The organism is Pseudomonas grandcourensis (assembly GCF_039909015.1).
Taxonomy (GTDB): Bacteria; Pseudomonadota; Gammaproteobacteria; order Pseudomonadales; family Pseudomonadaceae; genus Aquipseudomonas; species Aquipseudomonas grandcourensis.
On the sequence record NZ_CP150919.1, the window covers coordinates 6,742,837 to 6,763,687 of the forward strand.

General features: G+C 57.2%; 21 protein-coding genes. All 21 read right to left on the reverse strand.

Annotated features, from left to right (window positions below; genetic code table 11):
* Window positions 1-15: 15 nt before the first annotated feature.
* The 21 genes from glmS to rpmH all read right to left on the reverse strand — a co-directional run bounded on the left by glmS (window position 16) and on the right by rpmH (window position 20,285).
* The gene (glmS, locus tag AABM52_RS30435) at window positions 16-1,848 is read right to left on the reverse strand and encodes a glutamine--fructose-6-phosphate transaminase (isomerizing) (protein ID WP_347909839.1); all 1,833 of its coding nucleotides are present in this window, start codon (window positions 1,846-1,848) and stop codon (window positions 16-18) included.
* Between the two features lies 1 nt (window position 1,849).
* Complete coding sequence (locus tag AABM52_RS30440) at window positions 1,850-2,626, reverse strand: DeoR family transcriptional regulator (RefSeq protein ID WP_347909840.1); 777 nt, start codon at window positions 2,624-2,626, stop codon at window positions 1,850-1,852.
* 201 nt (window positions 2,627-2,827) lie between these two features.
* Complete coding sequence (gene glmU, locus AABM52_RS30445) at window positions 2,828-4,195, reverse strand: bifunctional UDP-N-acetylglucosamine diphosphorylase/glucosamine-1-phosphate N-acetyltransferase GlmU (protein ID WP_347909841.1); 1,368 nt, start codon at window positions 4,193-4,195, stop codon at window positions 2,828-2,830.
* A 113-nt stretch (window positions 4,196-4,308) separates the two neighbouring features.
* Entirely contained in the window at window positions 4,309-4,734 is a 426-nt protein-coding gene (locus AABM52_RS30450; protein WP_007985046.1) for a F0F1 ATP synthase subunit epsilon, read from the reverse strand.
* Between the two features lie 45 nt (window positions 4,735-4,779).
* Complete coding sequence (gene atpD / locus AABM52_RS30455) at window positions 4,780-6,159, reverse strand: F0F1 ATP synthase subunit beta (RefSeq protein WP_347909842.1); 1,380 nt, start codon at window positions 6,157-6,159, stop codon at window positions 4,780-4,782.
* Between the two features lie 27 nt (window positions 6,160-6,186).
* The gene (gene atpG / locus AABM52_RS30460) at window positions 6,187-7,047 is read right to left on the reverse strand and encodes a F0F1 ATP synthase subunit gamma (RefSeq protein WP_008045673.1); all 861 of its coding nucleotides are present in this window, start codon (window positions 7,045-7,047) and stop codon (window positions 6,187-6,189) included.
* Window positions 7,048-7,097: 50 nt separating this feature from the next.
* Window positions 7,098-8,642: a F0F1 ATP synthase subunit alpha gene (gene atpA / locus AABM52_RS30465; RefSeq protein ID WP_008045678.1), complete on the reverse strand. Its 1,545-nt coding sequence runs from the start codon at window positions 8,640-8,642 to the stop codon at window positions 7,098-7,100.
* A gap of 21 nt (window positions 8,643-8,663) precedes the next feature.
* Entirely contained in the window at window positions 8,664-9,200 is a 537-nt protein-coding gene (locus AABM52_RS30470; protein WP_008045680.1) for a F0F1 ATP synthase subunit delta, read from the reverse strand.
* 12 nt (window positions 9,201-9,212) lie between these two features.
* A complete protein-coding gene (locus AABM52_RS30475; RefSeq protein ID WP_008064601.1) occupies window positions 9,213-9,683 on the reverse strand; it encodes a F0F1 ATP synthase subunit B in 471 nt (156 codons plus the stop codon).
* A gap of 58 nt (window positions 9,684-9,741) precedes the next feature.
* Window positions 9,742-9,999 carry a F0F1 ATP synthase subunit C gene (atpE, locus tag AABM52_RS30480; protein ID WP_003097235.1) on the reverse strand — a complete coding sequence of 86 codons (258 nt, stop codon included), beginning with the start codon at window positions 9,997-9,999 and terminating at the stop codon, window positions 9,742-9,744.
* 133 nt (window positions 10,000-10,132) lie between these two features.
* Window positions 10,133-11,002 carry a F0F1 ATP synthase subunit A gene (gene atpB, locus AABM52_RS30485; RefSeq protein ID WP_046038787.1) on the reverse strand — a complete coding sequence of 290 codons (870 nt, stop codon included), beginning with the start codon at window positions 11,000-11,002 and terminating at the stop codon, window positions 10,133-10,135.
* Window positions 11,003-11,018: 16 nt separating this feature from the next.
* Entirely contained in the window at window positions 11,019-11,426 is a 408-nt protein-coding gene (locus AABM52_RS30490; RefSeq protein WP_008045685.1) for a F0F1 ATP synthase subunit I, read from the reverse strand.
* A 148-nt stretch (window positions 11,427-11,574) separates the two neighbouring features.
* On the reverse strand, window positions 11,575-12,447 hold the full coding sequence (locus AABM52_RS30495; RefSeq protein WP_347909843.1) for a ParB/RepB/Spo0J family partition protein: 873 nt from the start codon (window positions 12,445-12,447) through the stop codon (window positions 11,575-11,577).
* Between the two features lie 9 nt (window positions 12,448-12,456).
* Complete coding sequence (locus AABM52_RS30500; RefSeq protein ID WP_046038783.1) at window positions 12,457-13,254, reverse strand: ParA family protein; 798 nt, start codon at window positions 13,252-13,254, stop codon at window positions 12,457-12,459.
* An 18-nt stretch (window positions 13,255-13,272) separates the two neighbouring features.
* On the reverse strand, window positions 13,273-13,917 hold the full coding sequence (gene rsmG / locus AABM52_RS30505) for a 16S rRNA (guanine(527)-N(7))-methyltransferase RsmG (protein ID WP_007969895.1): 645 nt from the start codon (window positions 13,915-13,917) through the stop codon (window positions 13,273-13,275).
* Window positions 13,914-15,812 carry a tRNA uridine-5-carboxymethylaminomethyl(34) synthesis enzyme MnmG gene (mnmG, locus tag AABM52_RS30510; RefSeq protein WP_347909844.1) on the reverse strand — a complete coding sequence of 633 codons (1,899 nt, stop codon included), beginning with the start codon at window positions 15,810-15,812 and terminating at the stop codon, window positions 13,914-13,916. Before mnmG ends, rsmG begins: the two co-directional genes overlap by 4 nt.
* A 550-nt stretch (window positions 15,813-16,362) precedes the next feature.
* A complete protein-coding gene (mnmE, locus tag AABM52_RS30515) occupies window positions 16,363-17,733 on the reverse strand; it encodes a tRNA uridine-5-carboxymethylaminomethyl(34) synthesis GTPase MnmE (protein WP_347909845.1) in 1,371 nt (456 codons plus the stop codon).
* A 79-nt stretch (window positions 17,734-17,812) separates the two neighbouring features.
* Window positions 17,813-19,492, reverse strand: coding sequence for a membrane protein insertase YidC (gene yidC / locus AABM52_RS30520; protein WP_347909846.1), 1,680 nt, complete (start codon window positions 19,490-19,492; stop codon window positions 17,813-17,815).
* 2 nt (window positions 19,493-19,494) lie between these two features.
* Window positions 19,495-19,740, reverse strand: a complete 246-nt coding sequence (gene yidD, locus AABM52_RS30525; protein ID WP_010565858.1) for a membrane protein insertion efficiency factor YidD — start codon at window positions 19,738-19,740, stop codon at window positions 19,495-19,497.
* Window positions 19,733-20,134: a ribonuclease P protein component gene (gene rnpA, locus AABM52_RS30530; protein ID WP_033063215.1), complete on the reverse strand. Its 402-nt coding sequence runs from the start codon at window positions 20,132-20,134 to the stop codon at window positions 19,733-19,735. The genes yidD and rnpA overlap by 8 nt, the downstream gene beginning before the upstream one ends.
* A 16-nt stretch (window positions 20,135-20,150) precedes the next feature.
* A complete protein-coding gene (rpmH, locus tag AABM52_RS30535) occupies window positions 20,151-20,285 on the reverse strand; it encodes a 50S ribosomal protein L34 (protein ID WP_003213577.1) in 135 nt (44 codons plus the stop codon).
* Between the last annotated feature and the right edge of the window lie 566 nt (window positions 20,286-20,851).

Here is a 20,851-nt window from a genome sequence, read left to right on the forward strand (position 1 = left end):
TCATCTGTGGATAACTTATTCCACAGTGACCGATTTCGCCAGGTTGCGCGGCTGGTCAACGTCGGTGCCCTTGAGTACGGCGACGTAGTACGACAGCAGTTGCAGCGGGATGGTGTAGAGAATCGGCGACAGGATGTCGTGGATGTGCGGCATGTGCACCACGTGGGTGCCTTCACCGTTGGCCATGCCGGCCTTCTCGTCTGCGAAGACGATCAACTGGCCACCGCGGGCGCGGACTTCCTGAAGGTTGGACTTCAGCTTCTCCAGCAGCTCGTTGTTCGGCGCCACAGTCACCACCGGCATGTCGTTATCCACAAGCGCCAACGGGCCGTGTTTCAGCTCGCCGGCCGGATAGGCTTCGGCGTGGATGTAGGAAATTTCCTTGAGCTTGAGTGCCCCTTCCATCGCCACCGGGAACTGCGCGCCACGGCCGAGGAACAGCGTGTGGTTTTTCTCGGCGAACAGCTCGGAGATTTTTTCCACGGTGGTGTCCATGGCCAGCGCCTCGCCCAGACGGGTCGGCAAACGACGCAGTTCTTCGACCAGCGTCGCTTCAACGCCTTTGGCCAAGGTGCCACGAACCTGGCCCAAAGAAAGCGTCAGCAACAACAGGCCAACCAGTTGCGTGGTGAAGGCTTTGGTCGATGCCACACCGATTTCGCGACCGGCCTGGGTCAACAGGGTCAGATCGGACTCACGCACCAGCGAGCTGATGCCGACGTTGCAGATCGCCAGGCTGGCCAGGAAGCCCAGCTCCTTGGCGTTGCGCAGCGCGGCCAGGGTGTCGGCGGTTTCGCCAGACTGGGAAATGGTCACGAACAAGGTGTCCGGCTGCACCACCACCTTGCGGTAGCGGAACTCACTGGCGACTTCGACCTGGCAAGGAATGCCCGCCAGCTCTTCGAGCCAGTAACGCGCGACCATGCCGGCGTGGTAGCTGGTGCCGCACGCGACTATCTGTACGTTACGCACTTTGGCGAACAGCTCGGCAGCCTGTGGGCCGAATGCCTGTACCAGCACCTGGTTCTGGCTCAGGCGACCTTCCAGAGTGCGCTGCACCACAGACGGTTGCTCGTGGATTTCCTTGAGCATGAAGTGGCGGAACTCGCCCTTATCAGCGGCTTCGGCGCCGTCGCGATACTGCACGGCTTCGCGCTCGACAGCCTTGCCGTCAACGTCCCAGATCTGCACGCTGTCGCGGCGGATTTCGGCGATATCGCCTTCTTCCAGGTACATGAAGCGGTCGGTGACCTGACGCAGGGCCAACTGGTCGGACGCCAGGAAGTTTTCCCCCAGGCCCAGGCCGATCACCAGCGGACTGCCGCTGCGGGCTGCGACCAGTCGATCAGGTTGCTTCATGCTGATGACTGCCAGGCCATAAGCGCCGTGCAGTTCTTTGACAGTTGCCTTGAGGGCCACGGTCAGGTCGCTCAGATCCTTGAGTTTGTGGTTCAGCAGGTGAGCGATGACTTCGGTGTCGGTATCCGAGGTGAACACATAACCCAGGGCCTTGAGTTGTTCACGCAGGGCTTCGTGGTTTTCGATGATGCCGTTGTGCACCACCGCCAGGTCACCGGAGAAATGCGGGTGGGCATTGCGCTCGCACGGCGCACCGTGAGTGGCCCAGCGGGTGTGGGCAATGCCCAGACGCCCAAGCAGTGGCTCGGCGGCCAGTGCTTGTTCCAGCTCACTGACCTTGCCCGGGCGACGCACGCGCTCGAGTTTTTCGTCGTTGGTGTAGACCGCCACGCCGGCGCTGTCATACCCGCGGTATTCCAGACGCTTCAGGCCTTCGACCAGGATGGCGGTGATGTTACGTTCTGCGACTGCGCCGACAATTCCACACATGCTATTTCTCCTGACTGACAGCCGCGCAAATCAAAGTGATGCCGCGGGCCTGAATCTGATCGCGAGCCTCAAGTGGCAGGCGTTCATCGGTAATAAGGGTATGGACACTGCTCCAGGGCAGCTCCAGGTTGGGAATCTTGCGGCCGATCTTGTCGGCCTCCACCATCACGACCACTTCGCGGGCGACTTCGGCCATGACCCGGCTCAGCCCGAGCAGTTCGTTGAAGGTGGTTGTACCGCGAATCAGATCGATGCCATCGGCGCCGATGAACAGCTGGTCGAAGTCGTAGGAGCGTAGTACCTGCTCGGCGACCTGCCCCTGAAAGGACTCGGAATGCGGGTCCCAGGTACCACCGGTCATCAACAGCACCGGTTCGTGCTCGAGTTCGCTCAGGGCGTTGGCGACATGCAGCGAGTTGGTCATCACCACCAGGCCGGGTTGCTGTCCGAGTTCCGGGATCATGGAGGCGGTGGTACTGCCACTGTCGATAATGATCCGCGCATGCTCGCGAATCCGCGCAACGGCGGCACGGGCAATGGCTTGCTTGTACTTGGAAACCGGCTGACCGAGGTCCGCGACCAGTTCCTGAGGCATGGTGATCGCCCCGCCGTAACGACGCAGCAACAGACCATTGCTTTCAAGCGCCGCCAGATCCTTGCGAATCGTAACTTCCGACGTTTCGAAGCGCTTGGCCAACTCATCCACACTGACTTCGCCCTGCTCATTGAGCAAGGCGAGGATATTATGACGACGCTGTGGTGTGTTGCGCTTCGACATGAGCTGGCAAGTTTCGTTTCGAAAGATAACGGAAGCAATCAAAACCTATCAGCGAAACTTCGTCAAGCGCCAAGCGATAAAAATGGCTGTGGATAACTTGCTCGCGATGGGTGTGAACGATGATGCATTCTTTCTGGAAAAATGCGTCGCTCTCGAATTCATCGCGAGCAAGCTCGCTCCTACAAAGGAGTTGTGGATAACTCAGCTCTTCTTGATCTTCTCCGGCCGCTTCCAGCCATCGATGTTCTTCTGACGACCACGCCCGATAGCCAACTGGGATTTATCCACAGTCGAGGTAATGGTCGAACCGGCCGCCGTGGTCGCACCGTCCAGGATATCCACAGGCGCTACCAACGAGTTGTTGGAACCGATGAACACGTCTTCACCCAGCACGGTTTTCCACTTGTTGGCGCCATCGTAGTTGCAGGTGATGGTGCCAGCACCGATGTTGGTACGCGCCCCTACTTCGGCATCGCCCAGATAAGTCAGGTGCCCGGCCTTGGCGCCTTCGCCCAGGTGAGCGTTCTTCAACTCGACGAAGTTACCCACATGGGCCCGGGCTTCCAGCACGGTACCGGGACGCAGACGTGCAAACGGGCCGGCATCGCTGCCTTCACCCAAAATGGCACCTTCGATATGGCTGTTGGCCTTAATGACCACGCCTTTGCGCAGGGTGCTGTCCTTGATCACGCAGTTCGGGCCGATCACCACGTCATCTTCAATGACGACTTTGCCTTCAAGGATCACGTTGATGTCGATCAGCACGTCGCGGCCCACGATCACGTCTCCACGCACGTCGAATCGTGCCGGGTCGCGCAGCGTCACACCTTGAGCCATCAAACGGCGCCCGGCGCGCAATTGATAATGCCGTTCCAGTTCGGATAGCTGCTTGCGGTCATTGGCGCCCTGCACTTCCATGGCGTCGTGCGGTTGCTCGGTGGACACCGCCAGTCCATCGCTCACGGCCATGGCAATGATGTCGGTCAGGTAGTACTCGCCCTGGGCGTTGTTATTGGAGAGTCGACTCATCCAGTCGCCAAGACGGGCAAAAGGCAAGGCCAGAATGCCGGTATTACCTTCGGTGATCTTGCGTTCGGCTTCATTGGCATCTTTCTGTTCGACGATGGCGGCAACCTTGCCGGCGGCATCACGAACAATGCGGCCGTAACCGGTCGGGTCATCCAGTTCGACAGTGAGCAAGCCCAACTGCTGTGGACCCACCTGCTTGAGCAGGCGCTGCAGGGTTTCGACCTCGATCAACGGCACATCACCGTAGAGCACCAGCACAGTGTCGGACTGAATGAACGGCACTGCCTGAGCAACGGCGTGACCGGTACCCAGCTGTTTATCCTGCAGGACGAAATTCAGGTCATCCGCTGCCAGGCGCTCGCGCACGGCATCTGCACCGTGACCGATCACGACGTGGATGCGCTGTGGATCAAGTTGCCGGGCGCTGTGGATAACATGGCCAAGCATTGAGTTGCCGGCAATCGGGTGCAAGACTTTCGGCAAAGCGGAACGCATGCGCGTGCCTTGGCCAGCAGCAAGAATAACGATTTCAAGAGACATGACTGGCTACCAATCCTGGGTGGTCAGCGGCTGCGACCAGGTTGTAAAAGTCGGAAAAGAAAAAAGGGTAGCCGAGGCTACCCTTTTTAATCAATCACACAACAAGTGCTGCCTTAGTGGCCGAACTTCTTGCGGATCTGCTGGACGGTGCGCAGCTGAGCTGCAGCCTCGGCCAGACGTGCGGCAGCAGAACCGTAATCGAATTCCGCGCCTCGCTCATGCAAGGCTTTCTCGGCAGCCTTAACGGCTTCCAAAGCTGCGGCTTCGTCCAGGTCGGCAGCACGTTGCACGGTGTCGGCAAGAACCTTGACCATGTTCGGCTGCACTTCGAGGAAACCACCGGAGATGTAATACACCTCCTCTTCCCCGCCCTGCTTGACCAGGCGGATCGGACCTGGCTTCAGATTAGTGATCAGCGGCGCGTGACCCAGAGCGATACCAAGATCACCCAGTGCACCGTGCGCAATCACCATCTCGACCAGACCGGAAAAGATTTCTCCTTCCGCGCTGACGATATCGCAATGGACTGTCATAGCCATCTGATTGCCTCAACCTAAATTAGCGCCCGTTGCCGGGCGCCGGGATTACAGTTTCTTGGCTTTCTCGATCGCTTCTTCGATGCCGCCAACCATGTAGAACGCTTGTTCTGGCAGGTGGTCGTAGTCACCGTTGAGGATGCCTTTGAAGCCAGCAATGGTGTCTTTCAGGGAAACGTATTTACCCGATGCACCGGTGAAGACTTCAGCCACGAAGAACGGCTGCGACAAGAAGCGCTGGATCTTACGAGCACGGTTTACCAACTGCTTGTCAGCTTCCGACAGCTCGTCCATACCCAGGATCGCAATGATGTCCTTCAGTTCTTTGTAACGCTGCAGAACGTACTGAACGCCGCGAGCGGTGTCGTAGTGGTCCTGGCCGATTACGTTCGGGTCCAGCTGGCGCGAAGTCGAGTCGAGTGGATCGACCGCTGGGTAGATACCCAGGGAAGCGATGTCACGGGACAGAACGACGGTAGCGTCCAAGTGGGCGAAGGTGGTCGCTGGCGACGGGTCGGTCAAGTCATCCGCAGGTACGTATACCGCTTGGATCGAAGTGATCGAACCTTCCTTGGTCGAAGTGATACGTTCTTGCAGAACGCCCATCTCTTCAGCCAGGGTCGGCTGGTAACCTACTGCGGAAGGCATACGGCCCAGCAGTGCGGATACTTCAGTACCGGCCAAGGTGTAACGATAGATGTTGTCGACGAACAGCAGAACGTCGTTACCTTCGTCACGGAACTTTTCGGCCATGGTCAGGCCAGTCAGTGCTACGCGCAGACGGTTACCCGGCGGCTCGTTCATCTGACCGTAAACCAGTGCCACTTTGTCCAGAACGTTGGAATCCTTCATCTCGTGGTAGAAGTCGTTACCCTCACGAGTACGCTCACCCACACCGGCGAACACGGAATAACCGCTGTGCTCGATGGCGATGTTACGGATCAGTTCCATCATGTTTACGGTTTTGCCTACACCGGCACCACCGAACAGACCAACTTTACCGCCTTTGGCAAACGGGCAAACCAGGTCGATAACCTTGATGCCGGTTTCCAGCAGGTCGTTGCCGCCCGCTTGTTCAGCGAACGACGGCGCTGGACGGTGAATGCCCCAACGCTCGTCGGTGTCGATCGGGCCAGCTTCGTCGATCGGGTTACCCAGAACGTCCATGATCCGGCCCAGAGTCGCTTTACCGACCGGTACGGAGATGGCTGCGCCAGAGTCGATAACGTCCAGACCGCGCTTCAAGCCTTCGGTGGAACCCATCGCAATGGTACGAACCACGCCGTCGCCCAGCTGCTGCTGAACTTCCAGGGTGGTCCCGGCCGCGCTTTGTACAGTCAGCGCGTTGTAGATGCTCGGTACGCTGTCGCGTGGAAATTCCACGTCGATAACGGCGCCGATGATTTGAACGATACGTCCGCTACTCATAGCTGGATCCTCTGAATATTTGAACCGTTAAACCGCGGCAGCGCCGCCGACGATTTCCGAGATCTCTTGGGTGATCGCAGCCTGACGCGCCTTGTTGTAGACCAGCTGCAAATCGCTGATCAAATCACCGGCGTTGTCGGTAGCGTTCTTCATCGCGATCATCCGCGCAGCTTGTTCAGCCGCGTTGTTCTCGACCACCGCCTGGTAGACCTGCGACTCCACGTAACGGACCATCAAGCCGTCCAGCAGCTCCTTGGCATCCGGTTCGTAGAGATAGTCCCAGTGGTGCTTGAGGTCTTGATCCGGGGTTGCCACCAGTGGAATCAACTGCTCCACGGTAGGCTGTTGCGTCATGGTGTTGATGAACTTGTTGGATACCACGGACAGGCGGTCAATACGGCCGTCCAGGTAGGCATCCAGCATCACCTTGACGCTGCCGATCAGATCATTGATCGACGGCTCTTCACCCAGGTGGCTGATAGCTGCAACGACGTTACCGCCGAAGTTGCGGAAAAAGGCCGCACCCTTGCTACCAACGACACACAGATCGATCTCGACGCCGTTTTCGCGGTTTACCGCCATGTCCTTGACCAGGGCCTTGAACAGGTTGGTGTTCAAGCCGCCGCACAGACCACGGTCACTGCTCACTACGACATAACCAACACGCTTGATTTCGCGGTCGATCATGAACGGGTGGCGGTATTCCGGGTTGGCGTTGGCCAGATGCCCAATTACCTGGCGGATACGCTCCGCATAAGGACGGCTAGCAGCCATGCGCATTTGTGCCTTGCGCATTTTGCTGACCGCCACTTTTTCCATGGCGCTGGTAATCTTTTGCGTGCTTTTGATGCTCGCAATCTTACTGCGAATCTCTTTTGCGCCTGCCATGTAACACCTATCAGGTTAGCAAGCGGGAGCCTTGCGGCTCCCGCTGCGGCTTACCAGGTTTGGGTGGCCTTGAACTTCTCGATACCGGCTTTCATGCCAGCGTCGATTTCGTCATTGAAGTCACCTTTCACGTTGATCTTCGCCATCAAATCGGCGTGATCGCGGTTGAAGAAAGCAATCAGCGCTTGCTCGAAGCTGCCGATCTTGGCGATTTCAACGTCAGTCAGGAACCCACGCTCAGCGGCATACAGCGACAGCGCCATGTCAGCGATCGACATTGGTGCGTATTGCTTCTGCTTCATCAGCTCGGTAACGCGCTGACCATGCTCAAGTTGCTTACGGGTCGCTTCGTCCAGGTCAGAAGCGAACTGGGCGAATGCCGCCAGTTCACGGTACTGAGCCAGAGCGGTACGGATACCACCGGACAGCTTCTTGATGATCTTGGTCTGAGCGGCACCACCCACACGGGATACCGAAACACCGGCGTTCACTGCAGGGCGGATGCCCGAGTTGAACATGGCCGATTCCAGGAAGATCTGACCGTCGGTGATGGAAATCACGTTGGTCGGAACGAACGCGGAAACGTCGCCAGCCTGGGTTTCGATGATCGGCAGTGCGGTCAGGGAACCGGTTTTGCCGGTCACTGCGCCGTTGGTGAACTTCTCTACGTATTCTTCCGAAACGCGGGATGCGCGCTCCAGCAGACGGGAGTGGAGATAGAACACGTCGCCTGGGTAAGCTTCACGGCCTGGTGGACGGCGCAGCAGCAGGGAAATCTGGCGGTAAGCCACTGCTTGCTTGGACAGATCGTCATAAACGATCAGCGCGTCTTCACCGCGGTCGCGGAAGAATTCACCCATGGTGCAACCGGAGTACGGTGCCAGGAATTGCAGCGCAGGAGATTCCGAAGCACTGGCAGCCACGATGATCGTGTTGGCCAGGGCGCCGTTTTCTTCCAGCTTGCGAACCACGTTGGCGATGGTCGATTGCTTCTGACCGATCGCTACGTAGACGCAGTAGATGCCGCTGTTCTTCTGGTTGATGATCGCGTCGATCGCCAGAGCGGTTTTACCGATCTGACGGTCACCGATGATCAGCTCACGCTGGCCACGGCCGACAGGGATCATGGCATCGACAGCCTTGTAGCCAGTCTGTACAGGCTGGTCTACCGACTTACGCCAGATCACGCCTGGAGCAACTTTCTCGACCGCGTCGGTCTCGGTGTTGCCCAGTGGACCTTTGCCGTCAACAGGGTTACCCAGTGCGTCGACTACGCGACCCAGCAGTTCCTTACCAACCGGAACTTCCAGGATGCGGCCGGTGCACTTGGCGCTCATGCCTTCAGCCAGAGACTGGTATGCGCCCAATACAACGGCACCTACGGAGTCTTGCTCCAGGTTGAGGGCCATACCGAAGACGCCGCCCGGAAACTCGATCATCTCGCCGTACATTACGTCGGCCAGACCGTGAATCCGCACGATACCGTCAGATACGCTGACGACAGTGCCTTCGTTACGGGCTTGGGAGGTCACATCGAGCTTGTCGATGCGGCCCTTGATAATTTCACTTATTTCGGAAGGATTGAGTTGCTGCATTGCTCTGCTGCCCCTTCAAACTCAAGATTTCAATGCTTCGGCAAGTTTCGCGATTTTGCCGCGAATCGAGCCATCGATAACCAGGTCGCCGGCGCGGATGACGACACCACCAATAAGGGCAGCGTCCTCCGCAACTTGCAGGCGCACTTCCCGGTTGAGTCGTGCACTGAGAACCTTGGCGAGTTTGTCTTGCTGTTCTTGGTTCAATGCGAAAGCACTGGTGACTTCAACGTCTACCGATTTCTCTTGTTCGGCCTTGTACAGGTCGAACAGAGCGGCGATCTCCGGCAACAGCGGGAGACGGTCGTTTTCGGCAACGACGTGGATGAAGTTCTGTGCCTTGGCATCAAACTTGTCGCCGCACACGTCAATAAACGTGGCGGCCTTTTCTGCGCTCGTCAGTCGCGGGGCCTTGAGCACGCGCTGCATGGTGTCGTCTTCCGACACCGCTGCAGCCAGGCCGAGCATGGCTGACCAATTGGCCAGTTGCTGGTGGGCCTGAGCGTGCTCGAAGGCCGCCTTAGCGTAAGGTCGGGCCAACGTGGTCAGTTCTGCCATGATCGCCCTCGCTTAGATTTCAGCAGCCAGTTGGTTAACCAGCTCTGCGTGCGCGTTTTGATCGATTGTGGCACCCAGGATCTTCTCGGCGCCGCCGACTGCCAGCAAGCCCACTTGGGCACGCAGCGCGTCTTTGACACTGTTCAGTTCCTGTTCGATCTCGGCCTGAGCCTGAACCTTCACACGGTCAGCGTCGATACGGGCTTTTTCAACAGCCTCTTCGACAATCTGGTTACCGCGTTTCTTGGCTTGCTCGATGATTTCAGCTGCCTGAGCTTTCGCTTCGCGCAGTTGCTGACCCGCTTTCTCTTGGGCCAACTCCAGGTCGCGAGCTGCACGGCTGGCAGCGTCCAGACCATCAGCGATCTTCTTTTGACGTTCGTGCAGAGCCGCAATGACCGGAGGCCATACGAACTTCATGCAGAACAGTACAAAAATCAGGAACGCAACGGACTGGCCAATCAGGGTCGCATTAATGTTCACGCCAACACCTCGCAGTTACGTTGTCCATCACACCAAATTACCCGGAAGATCCGAGTAATTAGCCAGCGATTTGACCAACGAACGGGTTCGCAAAGGTGAAGAACAGAGCGATACCAACACCGATCATGGTTACGGCGTCGAGCAGACCGGCAACGATGAACATTTTAACTTGCAGCATTGGAACCATTTCTGGCTGACGCGCTGCGCCTTCCAGGAACTTGCCGCCCAGCAGGCCGAAACCAATTGCGGTACCCAGTGCGCCCAGGCCGATCAACAGTGCAACAGCGATAGCGGTTAGACCAACTACAGTTTCCATCTTTCCTCCCGACTTTTACGTCGTATGGTTTAGGTTTTTTAGATTAAAGCGGTAAAACAAATCGTTTCAGATGCCCCGTAAGGAGCCCCTTCCCGTTTTACCGGGAAGGACATCAGACTAGTCGAGACTGGTCTTAATGGTTTTCTTCGTGCGCCATCGACAGGTAGACGATGGTCAACATCATGAAGATGAACGCCTGCAGAGTGATGATCAGGATGTGGAACACAGCCCACGCCCACTGCAGAACAACGCCCAGGCCACTAAGCCAGAGCAGACCGCTGCCGAACATCACAGCAATCAGAATGAAGACCAGCTCGCCGGCGTACATGTTGCCGAACAGACGCAGAGCCAGGGAGATCGGCTTGGCGATCAGGGTCACGAATTCCAGCAGGAAGTTCACTGGGATCAGCAGCGCCTGAAGGAAGATGTTCTTGCTGCCGAACGGGTGCAGGGTCAGCTCACCGATGAAGCCGCCGAGGCCCTTGATCTTGATGCTGTAGAAAATGATCAGCGCGAACACCGAGAAGGCCATGGCCAGAGTAGCGTTCGGGTCGGTGGTCGACACGGCACGGAACGGGATGTGGTGGTCGCCAGAGATCAGGATGGCCAGCTGAGGAATCCAGTCGACCGGTACCAGGTCGACGGCGTTCATCATGAACACCCAGACGAAGATGGTCAGTGCCAGTGGTGCAACCACCGGGCTACGGCCATGGAAGCTGTCTTTCACGCTGCCATCGACGAATTCGACCAATACTTCAACGAAGTTCTGCAAAGCACCAGGTACACCGGTAGTCGCCTTCTTCGCCGCCATGCGGAAAAGGAGAACGAAAATCAGACCCAATGCGACCGACCAGCCGAGGGTATCGACGTGGAAAGCCCAGAAGCCCATTTCCTTGGCTTCTGCTGCGGTGTGGGCAAAGCCCCAGCCGCCGGTAGGGAGCTGACCGAAGGTCAGGTTCTGCAAGTGGTGCTGGATATAGCCCGAAGCGGTTGTTTCTGCCATGGTTGCCTCAAACGCCCTAAGGTCTCGAAAGTCTTGTTCTCATCAGCAGGGGAGCGAACCAGCTGACCGACTGAGTCAGCACGAAGGCACCGAATACTGCAATCGGCGCCAGTGGCTTCACACCTGCAAACACCAGTGCAAACAGCACTGCCGTCAAAATCAGTTTGCCTGCCTCGCCGGCATAAAAAGACCGGACGATGGACTGGGCTGCTCGGGCGCCGGAAAACCGAAATGCCCTGTGAGCGAAATAAACATTGGGCAGCAAGGCTATCAGGCCTCCGCAGAGTCCCGAGTACCCGGCAACGACTCCATATCGGTACCAGAGCGCCAAAGCGGCGATCAGCAACACGACAAATTGAGCCATTAACACCGGAAAAACTGCCAGGCGATGGAAGGGCAGGCGGTTTGGCGTGCGGGTTTCCATCACTTTTACTCTCCAATGGTCGGCTGCCGAAATTCAATAACTTGGCATAATTTGTGCCGACAAAATGCGCGCAGAGTATAGGGGCGGTTCTGCCCCTATTCAACTGTCAGGTAGTGATTTCCGACTGCGCGCTACATGAGGAAATGTTTCAGCGGATATGTGCAAGTACGCCTTGAAGCTCATCCAGTGAGTTGTAGCCAATCACCAGTTGCCCTTTACCCTTCTTACCGTGGCGGATCTGCACCGCAGAGCCTAGGCGCTCGGCCAGGCGCTGTTCGAGACGGGCGATATCCGGGTCCGGTTTTGCCGCTTCAACAGGCTCCGGTTTACCACTCAACCACTGACGAACCAGTGCCTCGGTTTGGCGCACGGTCAGCCCGCGTGCGACAACATGTCGCGCCCCTTCAACCTGTTGAATTTCCGGCAACCCGAGCAAAGCACGGGCATGACCCATTTCCAGGTCGCCGTGGGACAACATGGTCTTGATGACTTCCGGCAAGGAAATCAGGCGCAACAGGTTGGCCACGGTCACCCGCGACTTGCCCACAGCTTCGGCCACCTGTTGCTGGGTCAGCTGGAACTCCTGCTGCAAACGCTGCAAGGCCACCGCTTCTTCAATCGGATTCAGGTCTTCGCGCTGGATGTTCTCGATCAGCGCGATGGCGATTGCGGTTTCATCGGGCACATCGCGAACCATCGCCGGGATCGTTTCCTGCCCGGCTTGCTGGCTGGCGCGCCAGCGACGTTCGCCGGCAATGATCTCGAAGCGGCCGCTGCCGATCGGGCGAACCACGATGGGCTGCATGACGCCCTGAGCCCTGATCGACTGCGCCAGCTCTTCGAGCGCCTGCGGATCCATGTCACGACGCGGCTGGTACTTGCCGCGCTGGAGCAGATCCAGGGGAAGGTGCTGCAGCTCACGCTGATCGGCTTGCGCCGCTTGTTCTTCCAGCGAGCTGACAGTCGGACCACTCAACAGAGCATCCAGTCCACGTCCGAGACCTCGTTTCTTGACGGCCATGGGGATTCCTTAAGTTGCCTGAGCAGCGGCGATGCGTGAGTTTTTGCGTTGACGACGAACCATTTCGCCCGCCAATGCCAGATAGGCAACGGCGCCTCGCGATGCTTTGTCGTACGCCAGCGCCGGCATGCCGTAGCTTGGCGCTTCGGCCAGACGGATGTTGCGCGGAATGACGGTGTCGTAGAGCTGCTCGCCGAAGTGTTCCTTGAGCTGCGCCGAGACATCGTTCATCAGGCTCAGGCGCGGGTCGTACATCGTACGCAGCAAGCCTTCGACCTTGAGGTTCGGGTTCAGCAGTTCAGAGATACGCTTGATGTTATCCACAAGATCGCTCAAGCCTTCGAGTGCGAAGTACTCGCACTGCATGGGGATAATGACCCCGTCGGCGGCAACCAGTGCGTTCAAGGTCAGCATCGACAGCGACGGCGGACAGTCGATCAAAATGTAATCGTAGTTTTCCCGGATCGGCGCCAGCGCGCTGCGCAGACGGCTTTCCTTCATCTGCATTTCCAGCAGCACCACTTCGGCCGCGGTGAGGTCACGGTTGGCCGGCAACAACTGGTAACCACCGTGTTCGGAGAAATGCATGGCCTGGGCCAGATCACATTCTCCGATCAGCAGATCGTAGACCGAGTTTTCCAGGCCATGTTTATCCACACCGCTACCCATGGTGGCGTTGCCCTGTGGATCAAGATCGATCAACAGCACCCGACGCTTGGTCGCGACCAGGGATGCTGCGAGGTTGATGCAGGTGGTGGTTTTGCCCACGCCACCCTTTTGGTTCGCAATCGCGAATACCTTAGCCATTCTTGCTTGTGTTCCCAATCATGCCGTGCGGCGCAGTATCAGCAGATGGCGTTGGCCTTGGCAACCAGGTACGGCCAGGGCGTGTTCGCTATCGAGGTGGAAGTCTGCCGGCAATGCTACCAGCTCATCGGCCGGATGAACGCCCTTCATTGCCAGCCAGCGTGTTTCGCTATCGCCGAGGTGGCGAGTCCAGTTGCTGAAGTTTTCCATGCTGCTGAACGCCCGGGAAATGATCCCGTTGAACGGCTGGGCAGGCTGGAACGCTTCGACGCGACTGTGGATAACTTGCAGGTTATCCAGTTTGAGTTCGAGTTTGACCTGGGTCAGGAAGCGGGTTTTCTTGCCGTTGCTGTCCAGGCAAGTCACCTGGGACTCGGGAAACAGGATCGCCAGCGGAATGCCAGGCATGCCGCCGCCGCTGCCGACGTCGAGCCAGCGACCGTTTTCGATGAACGACATCACGCTCAGACTATCGAGCAAGTGACGGGAAACCATTTCGTCCGGATCACGCACGGCGGTGAGGTTGTAAGCCTTGTTCCATTTGATCAACAGGGCCAGGTAACCCAGCAGCTGTGCGTGCTGGGTTTCTGTCAGCGTGACACCGAGTTGGCGAGCACCTGTGGATAACTCTTCTGCGTGTTGCGAAGTGACCAACGAACTCAAGCGCTTTGCTCCAACTGACGGCCCGCGCCGCGTTTTTTCAAATGAATCATCAACAGCGAAATGGCTGCCGGCGTAACGCCCGGTATACGCGAGGCCTGGCCCAGGGTTTCTGGACGGGTCGCGCCGAGCTTGCTCTGGATCTCCTTGGAGAGACCGGAAATATTCGTGTAATCGATATCCACAGGCAATTTGGTGTCTTCGCTGGCGCGCAGGCGGGCGATTTCATCCTGTTGACGATCGATGTAGCCGGCGTATTTGGTCTTGATTTCGACCTGCTCGGCAACCTGTGGATCTTCTGCGCCCCCACCGGTCACGGAGATCAGACCAGCGTAGTCGATTTCCGGACGGCTCAAGAGATTCAGCAGGTTGTATTCGTGAGTCAGTGGCGTGCCGAATTTTTCGGCAATGGCATCGCCCTGTTCGGTGCCCGGGCGTACCCAGGTGCTTTTCAGGCGCTGCTCTTCCAGTTCGATGCTTTCGCGTTTTTTGCAGAAAGCCGCCCAGCGCACGTCATCCACCAGGCCCAGTTCGCGACCTTTTTCGGTCAAGCGCAGGTCGGCGTTGTCTTCGCGCAGGATCAAGCGATATTCGGCGCGGGATGTGAACATCCGGTACGGCTCTTGGGTACCAAGGGTAATCAGGTCGTCGACCAACACGCCGATATAGGCCTCGTCGCGGCGCGGGCACCAGGCTTCTTTGCCTTGCGCTCGTAGCGCAGCGTTGGTCCCGGCGAGCAAACCCTGGGCACCGGCTTCTTCGTAACCGGTTGTGCCGTTGATTTGCCCGGCAAAGAACAGACCGCCGATGACTTTGGTTTCCAGGCTGTACTTCAAGTCACGTGGATCGAAGTAGTCGTACTCGATCGCGTAGCCCGGACGCACGATGTGCGCGTTTTCCATGCCGCGGATCGATTGCACGATCTGCAATTGCACGTCGAACGGCAAGCTTGTGGATATCCCGTTTGGATACAGCTCATGGGTGGTCAAACCTTCCGGTTCGATGAACACCTGATGGCTTTCTTTGTCGGCGAAGCGATGGATCTTGTCTTCGATCGACGGGCAATAACGCGGGCCGATTCCTTCGATCTCACCGGCAGCGGAATACATCGGCGAACGGTCGAGGTTCGCGGCAATGATTTCGTGGGTGCGCGCATTCGTATGGGTAATCCAGCAGCTGACTTGCTTCGGATGCTGCTCTTTGGACCCCATGAACGACATCACCGGGATCGGCGTATCGCCCGGTTGTTCGGCCATCACCGAGAAATCCACAGACCGGCCGTCGATACGCGGCGGAGTACCGGTTTTCAAACGACCCACACGCAATGGCAGTTCACGCAGACGGTGAGCCAGCGCGATCGATGGCGGATCACCGGCGCGACCGCCGGAAAAATTCTGCAAACCGATGTGGATAAGTCCACCGAGGAACGTGCCGGTGGTCAACACCACGGAATCGGCGAGGAAACGCAGACCCATTTGCGTGACAACACCACGGACTTGTTCCTGCTCGACGATCAAATCGTCAGCGGCCTGTTGAAATATCCACAGGTTCGGCTGGTTCTCCAGGATTTCGCGGACAGCTGCCTTGTAAAGAACCCGGTCTGCCTGGGCGCGGGTTGCACGCACGGCGGGGCCTTTGCGGCTGTTCAACACGCGAAACTGGATACCGCCTTTATCGGTTGCCATGGCCATCGCGCCGCCGAGGGCGTCGATTTCCTTGACCAGGTGGCTTTTGCCGATCCCGCCGATGGCAGGGTTGCAACTCATGGCACCGAGGGTTTCCACGTTATGCGTCAGCAACAGGGTTTTAACCCCCATACGTGCTGAGGCCAGTGCTGCCTCGGTACCGGCATGACCGCCGCCGATGACGATCACTTCAAAACGGGAAGGGAAATCCACCACGCACCTCGTGCCTGCTTAAGTAGGTAATTCAGGAATAGTTTGAGCTCAGGTTTTTGGACCTGGTCGACAAGTATAGGGACTTCGCCCTTCCTAAAGAACCCTTTGCACAAAATTTAACCAGCTGTGGAAAAGTCGGAGTTATAGAAATTAAAAAGAAAGAAATTTATTAAATCTTTGTTTTTATGTTTATTTCTATGCACCTGCCTTTCTGTGGATAGATTGGTACAGCCCTTTATTTTCAATATGTACAGAGATTCAAAACCCTGTGGTCATGTACCAATGAGGCCCTTGGATAAGCGGTGTAAGCCTGTGGATGAAAGGAGTGGTTATCCACAGAGGCGGTTATGTTCAGTTTTCGAGCCCTGTTATCAACTGCCCTTAGCCGTGGTTATTCACAGGGCTTAATCCACAGAAAAGTGCCGTTTGCTCGAAATTCGGGTACAGGAATTGCGCTCAAGTAGACGAAGTCCGCTCGGCACTGGAGGTTTTTTTCAGAAAAGGAGGGAGCAGACAGGCACGAATGGCCTGTCTGTGAACAACAGGAGGGCTACTTACCGATACAGAAGCTGGAGAAAATTCGCCCCAGCAGATCGTCAGAGCTGAAAGCACCGGTGATTTCACCCAGCGACTGCTGAGCCTGGCGCAAATCCTCGGCCAATAACTCGCCAGCACCGGCAAGGGTCAATTGCGCACGGCCATGCTCGAGGGCGGCACTGGCATGACGTAGCGCCTCAAGGTGTCGCCGACGAGCGCTGAAGCTGCTTTCGGAGGTTTGTTCATAGCCCATGCAGGCCTTTAAGTGATCACGCAGCAGGTCCAGCCCGACACCACCAGATTTGGCGCTCAAACTGATGGTGACATGGCCGTCCTCGCTGACTTCCAGGGCAATGGCTTCGCCCGTAAGGTCGGCCTTGTTGCGGATCAGGGTGACTTTCGCGGGATCGGGACGGATTTCGAGAAACTCCGGCCACAGCGCGAACGGATCGAGGGCTTCCGGTGCCGTGGCATCGACCACCAGCAATACCCGATCCGCTTCGCCAATGGCTTTCAAGGCACGCTCGACGCCGATTTTTTCCACATGATCATCGGTATCGCGCAGGCCGGCGGTATCCACGACGTGCAGCGGCATGCCATCGATGTGGATATGTTCACGAAGCACGTCACGGGTGGTGCCGGCAATTTCGGTCACGATCGCTGCTTCACGCCCGGCCAGGGCGTTGAGCAGGCTGGATTTACCGGCATTCGGACGACCGGCAATGACCACTGTCATGCCGTCACGCAGCAAGGCGCCCTGCCCGGCTTCGCGGATGACGGTGGATAACTCGTCGCGCACTTTGTCGAGCATGCTCAGGACGTGGCCATCGGCGAGGAAATCGATTTCCTCTTCCGGAAAATCGATAGCCGCTTCGACATAGATTCGCAGGCCGATCAATTGCTCGGTGAGGTTATGCACACGTGACGAGAAGGCCCCCTGCAGGGAGCGCAACGCGTTTCGCGCAGCCTGTGCAGAACTGGCTTCAATCAGGTCGGCAATGGCTTCGGCCTGAGCGAGGTCCAGTTTGTCGTTGAGGAAGGCGCGCTCACTGAATTCCCCCGGGCGGGCGAGACGACAACCCAGTTCCAGGCAGCGCTTTAGCAACATATCCAGAACGATCGGACCGCCATGGCCTTGCAGCTCCAGCACATCTTCGCCAGTGAACGAGTTCGGGCCGGGGAAATACAAGGCAATGCCCTGGTCCAGCACCTCGTCGTTTTCACTGAAAAACGGACCGTAGTGAGCAAATCGCGGCTTGAGCTCGCGACCGCTGAAGGCCTTGGCTGCAACGCTGGCCAACGGCCCGGAAATACGCACGATGCCTACACCGCCGCGACCTTGAGCGGTGGCGACGGCTGCAATGGTTTCACGAGGAACGCTCATAAACCGGTATCCAGACAAAAGTGACAGATAGCAAAACGCCCCACTAGGGGGCGTTTTGAGTGGTTATCCACAGTGTAAATCAGGCAGCTGCTTTGGTAGCCGCTTCGATCTTACGAGTGATGTACCACTGTTGGGCGATCGACAGGCAGTTGTTCACTACCCAGTACAGCACCAGACCAGCCGGGAACCACAGGAAGAAGAAGGTGAAGATGATTGGCATCAGCTTCATCACCTTGGCCTGCATCGGATCCGGAGGAGTCGGGTTCAACTGCTGCTGGATGAACATGGTTGCACCCATGATGATCGGCAGAATGAAGAACGGATCCTTGATCGACAGGTCAGTAATCCACAGCATGAACGGTGCCTGACGCATCTCGACGCTTTCCAGCAGAACCCAGTACAGCGAGAGGAAAACCGGCATCTGCACGAGGATTGGCAAGCAACCACCCAGCGGATTGATCTTCTCTTTCTTGTACAGCTCCATCATGGATTGCGACATTTTCTGCCGGTCATCGCCATGTTGCTCTTTCAGTGCGGCCAGTTTCGGTGCCACTGCACGCATGCGCGCCATGGATTTGTAGCTGGCAGCCGACAGCGGGAAGAAGATCCCTTTGATCAGCATGGTCAGAAAGATGATCGACCAGCCCCAGTTACCCACAATGGCGTGGATATGTTGCAGCAACCAGAAGATCGGTTGGGCGATGAACCACAGAATGCCGTAGTCGACCGTCAGTTCCAGACCTGGGGACAACTCTTTCAGCACGGCCTGGCTTTTCGGGCCGGCGTACAGAACGGCGCTGGTCTCAGCCTTGGCACCCGGTGCAACACTCATCGATGGGCCGGTATAGCCGATGATGTAGTTGCCCTTGCTGTCTTTACGGGTCTGGACGACGTTGTTTTCGCCCTTGGCCGGAATCCATGCGGTCACGAAGTAGTGCTGCAACCAGGCAACCCAACCGCCAGTGACGGTTTCTTTCAACGGCGCCTTGTCCATGTCCTTCATGGACACTTTCTTGTACGGCTCGGAACTTGTCCACAGGGCGGCGCCCAGGTAAGTCGCGGTGCCGGTAGCCGTGGTCGACGAAGGATCGGCGCTGGCGTCGCGTTTCAACTGGGCGAACATCGCACCAGTCCAAGGCTGAGCGCTCTGGTTGTCGATCAGGTAGGAAACGGTTACGTCATACAGGCCGCGTTTCAGGGTGAAACGCTTGATGTAGTTGACGCCGTCCTTGCTGAACTTCAGGTCCACGACCAATTGGTCCTGACCGTCAGCCAGCTGATAAACCTTCTTCTCCGAGGAATAAACCGGACGACCGGCCGGATTTGCATCCGGACCGTTGGTGCCGATCAGACCGCTTTGCGCCAGATAAGTACGTTCGCCGCCGTTATCGAACAGCTGGAACGGAATTTCCGGGTGATCCTGACGACGCGGATACAGCGGCAGGGTCAGCTGGGCAACATCGCCACCTTGTGGGTCGACAGCCAGGTCCAGTACATCCGTTTTGATCTGGATGAGGTCCTTGCTCACAGCCACCGGCGTTTCGGCAGGTGCGCTGGTGTCGCTTGCAGCACGTGGAATGTCGTCACTGGCGGAAGCGTTGGAGCCAGATGCCGTATCCGGCAGGCCCGATGCAGTCGTATTGGTGGCAACATTCTGAGTCGGCAGGGCAGCCTGGCCATAGTCCTGGTTCCATTTAAGAACCATAACGTAGGACACGATTGCCAGGGCGACGATCAGGATCGTGCGTTTGATATCCATGATTACTCGGCCATCGAAGAAGAACGGGAGGTAGGGATAGGTGGAACCGGGTCATAACCACCGGGATTCCACGGATGACAGCGACCTAAACGACGAAAGGTCAGCCAGCCACCGCGAAGAAGGCCATGATTTTCGATGGCTTCTAACGCGTAGCAGGAACAACTGGGGTAGAAACGACAGTGATCGGCCATCAGGGGACTAATGGCATAGCGATAAAACTGGATCGGAACGAGTGCCAGTTTACGCATCCGGACTGTCTACCCCTACAGGTTCGGTTTTGACTGCTGGTACCGGCGAACTGCGAGCCAGTCGTTTCCAGAGTTTGCCGAAATGCTGAATCAATTCGGGGTTTTCTACGTCACCCAAACCTTTGCGCGCGACGATAACAATGTCCCAGCCGACCAGAGAATCCTGGTTCAGGCGAAACGATTCGCGCATCAGACGTTTGAGGCGATTGCGCTCGACGGAGAGCTTTACGCTCTTTTTCCCGATAACCAACCCGAGACGGGGGTGATCAAGATCGTTGTTGCGCGCAAGGAGCAGGAGATTTTTCCCCGGTACCTTGCCGGTAGGGGAGTCAAAGACTGCCTTGAAATGCCGGGGGGTAAGCAGACGCTTTTCCCGACTGAAGTCCTGACTCACCTCCAGTGCCGGCTTATCAAACTGCCAGACGCGCACGACCTTTGGCGCGACGACGCGACAGAACGGCACGACCGTTCTTGGTAGCCATGCGAGCACGGAAGCCGTGGGTACGAGCGCGTTTGATAGTGCTTGGTTGGAAAGTACGTTTCATTGTCGTGTTACCTGGTTCGTCCACAACGGGCCGGAATGGCCCCCGTTTTAAGAGACCGGGGATTCTAGAGAAAGCAAGCCTTCAGGTCAATTTCCAACCAGCGTTTCCTTATAAATAGATCTCCAGAGGTTTTTTCGCCGCTTCAGCTTACGTAGATATAAAAATAAGAAAGGAAAGTATTTAAAGCTTTTCTGTAAAGCTTATAAAAGCTAGGCCCGCACCCTTCTGTGGATAACTCGATTGAGCCCTTGTTTTACCTGATGTACAGAGAATGACAACTACGGTGGAAAACAGTGTTCAGCCTGTGCTGCGCTGTCGGATAACCTGTGTGTGAAAGGTCGCTTTATCCACAGGCCGGTTATCCACCGAGTTTCGCCCCCACTTGTGCAATGACCTTAACCCCGGTTATCCACAGAGCTTATGCACAGACCACTGGTCGCCTTTTTTACGTATGAAAGGGTGATTCTTCTTGGTCGATGAACCACCTTCGTGTGGATAAGTCGGCGTCTGGTCGCTACAATGGCCGCTTGTTTTTGCCTCACCGGCTTTCAACTTAGGGGATATCC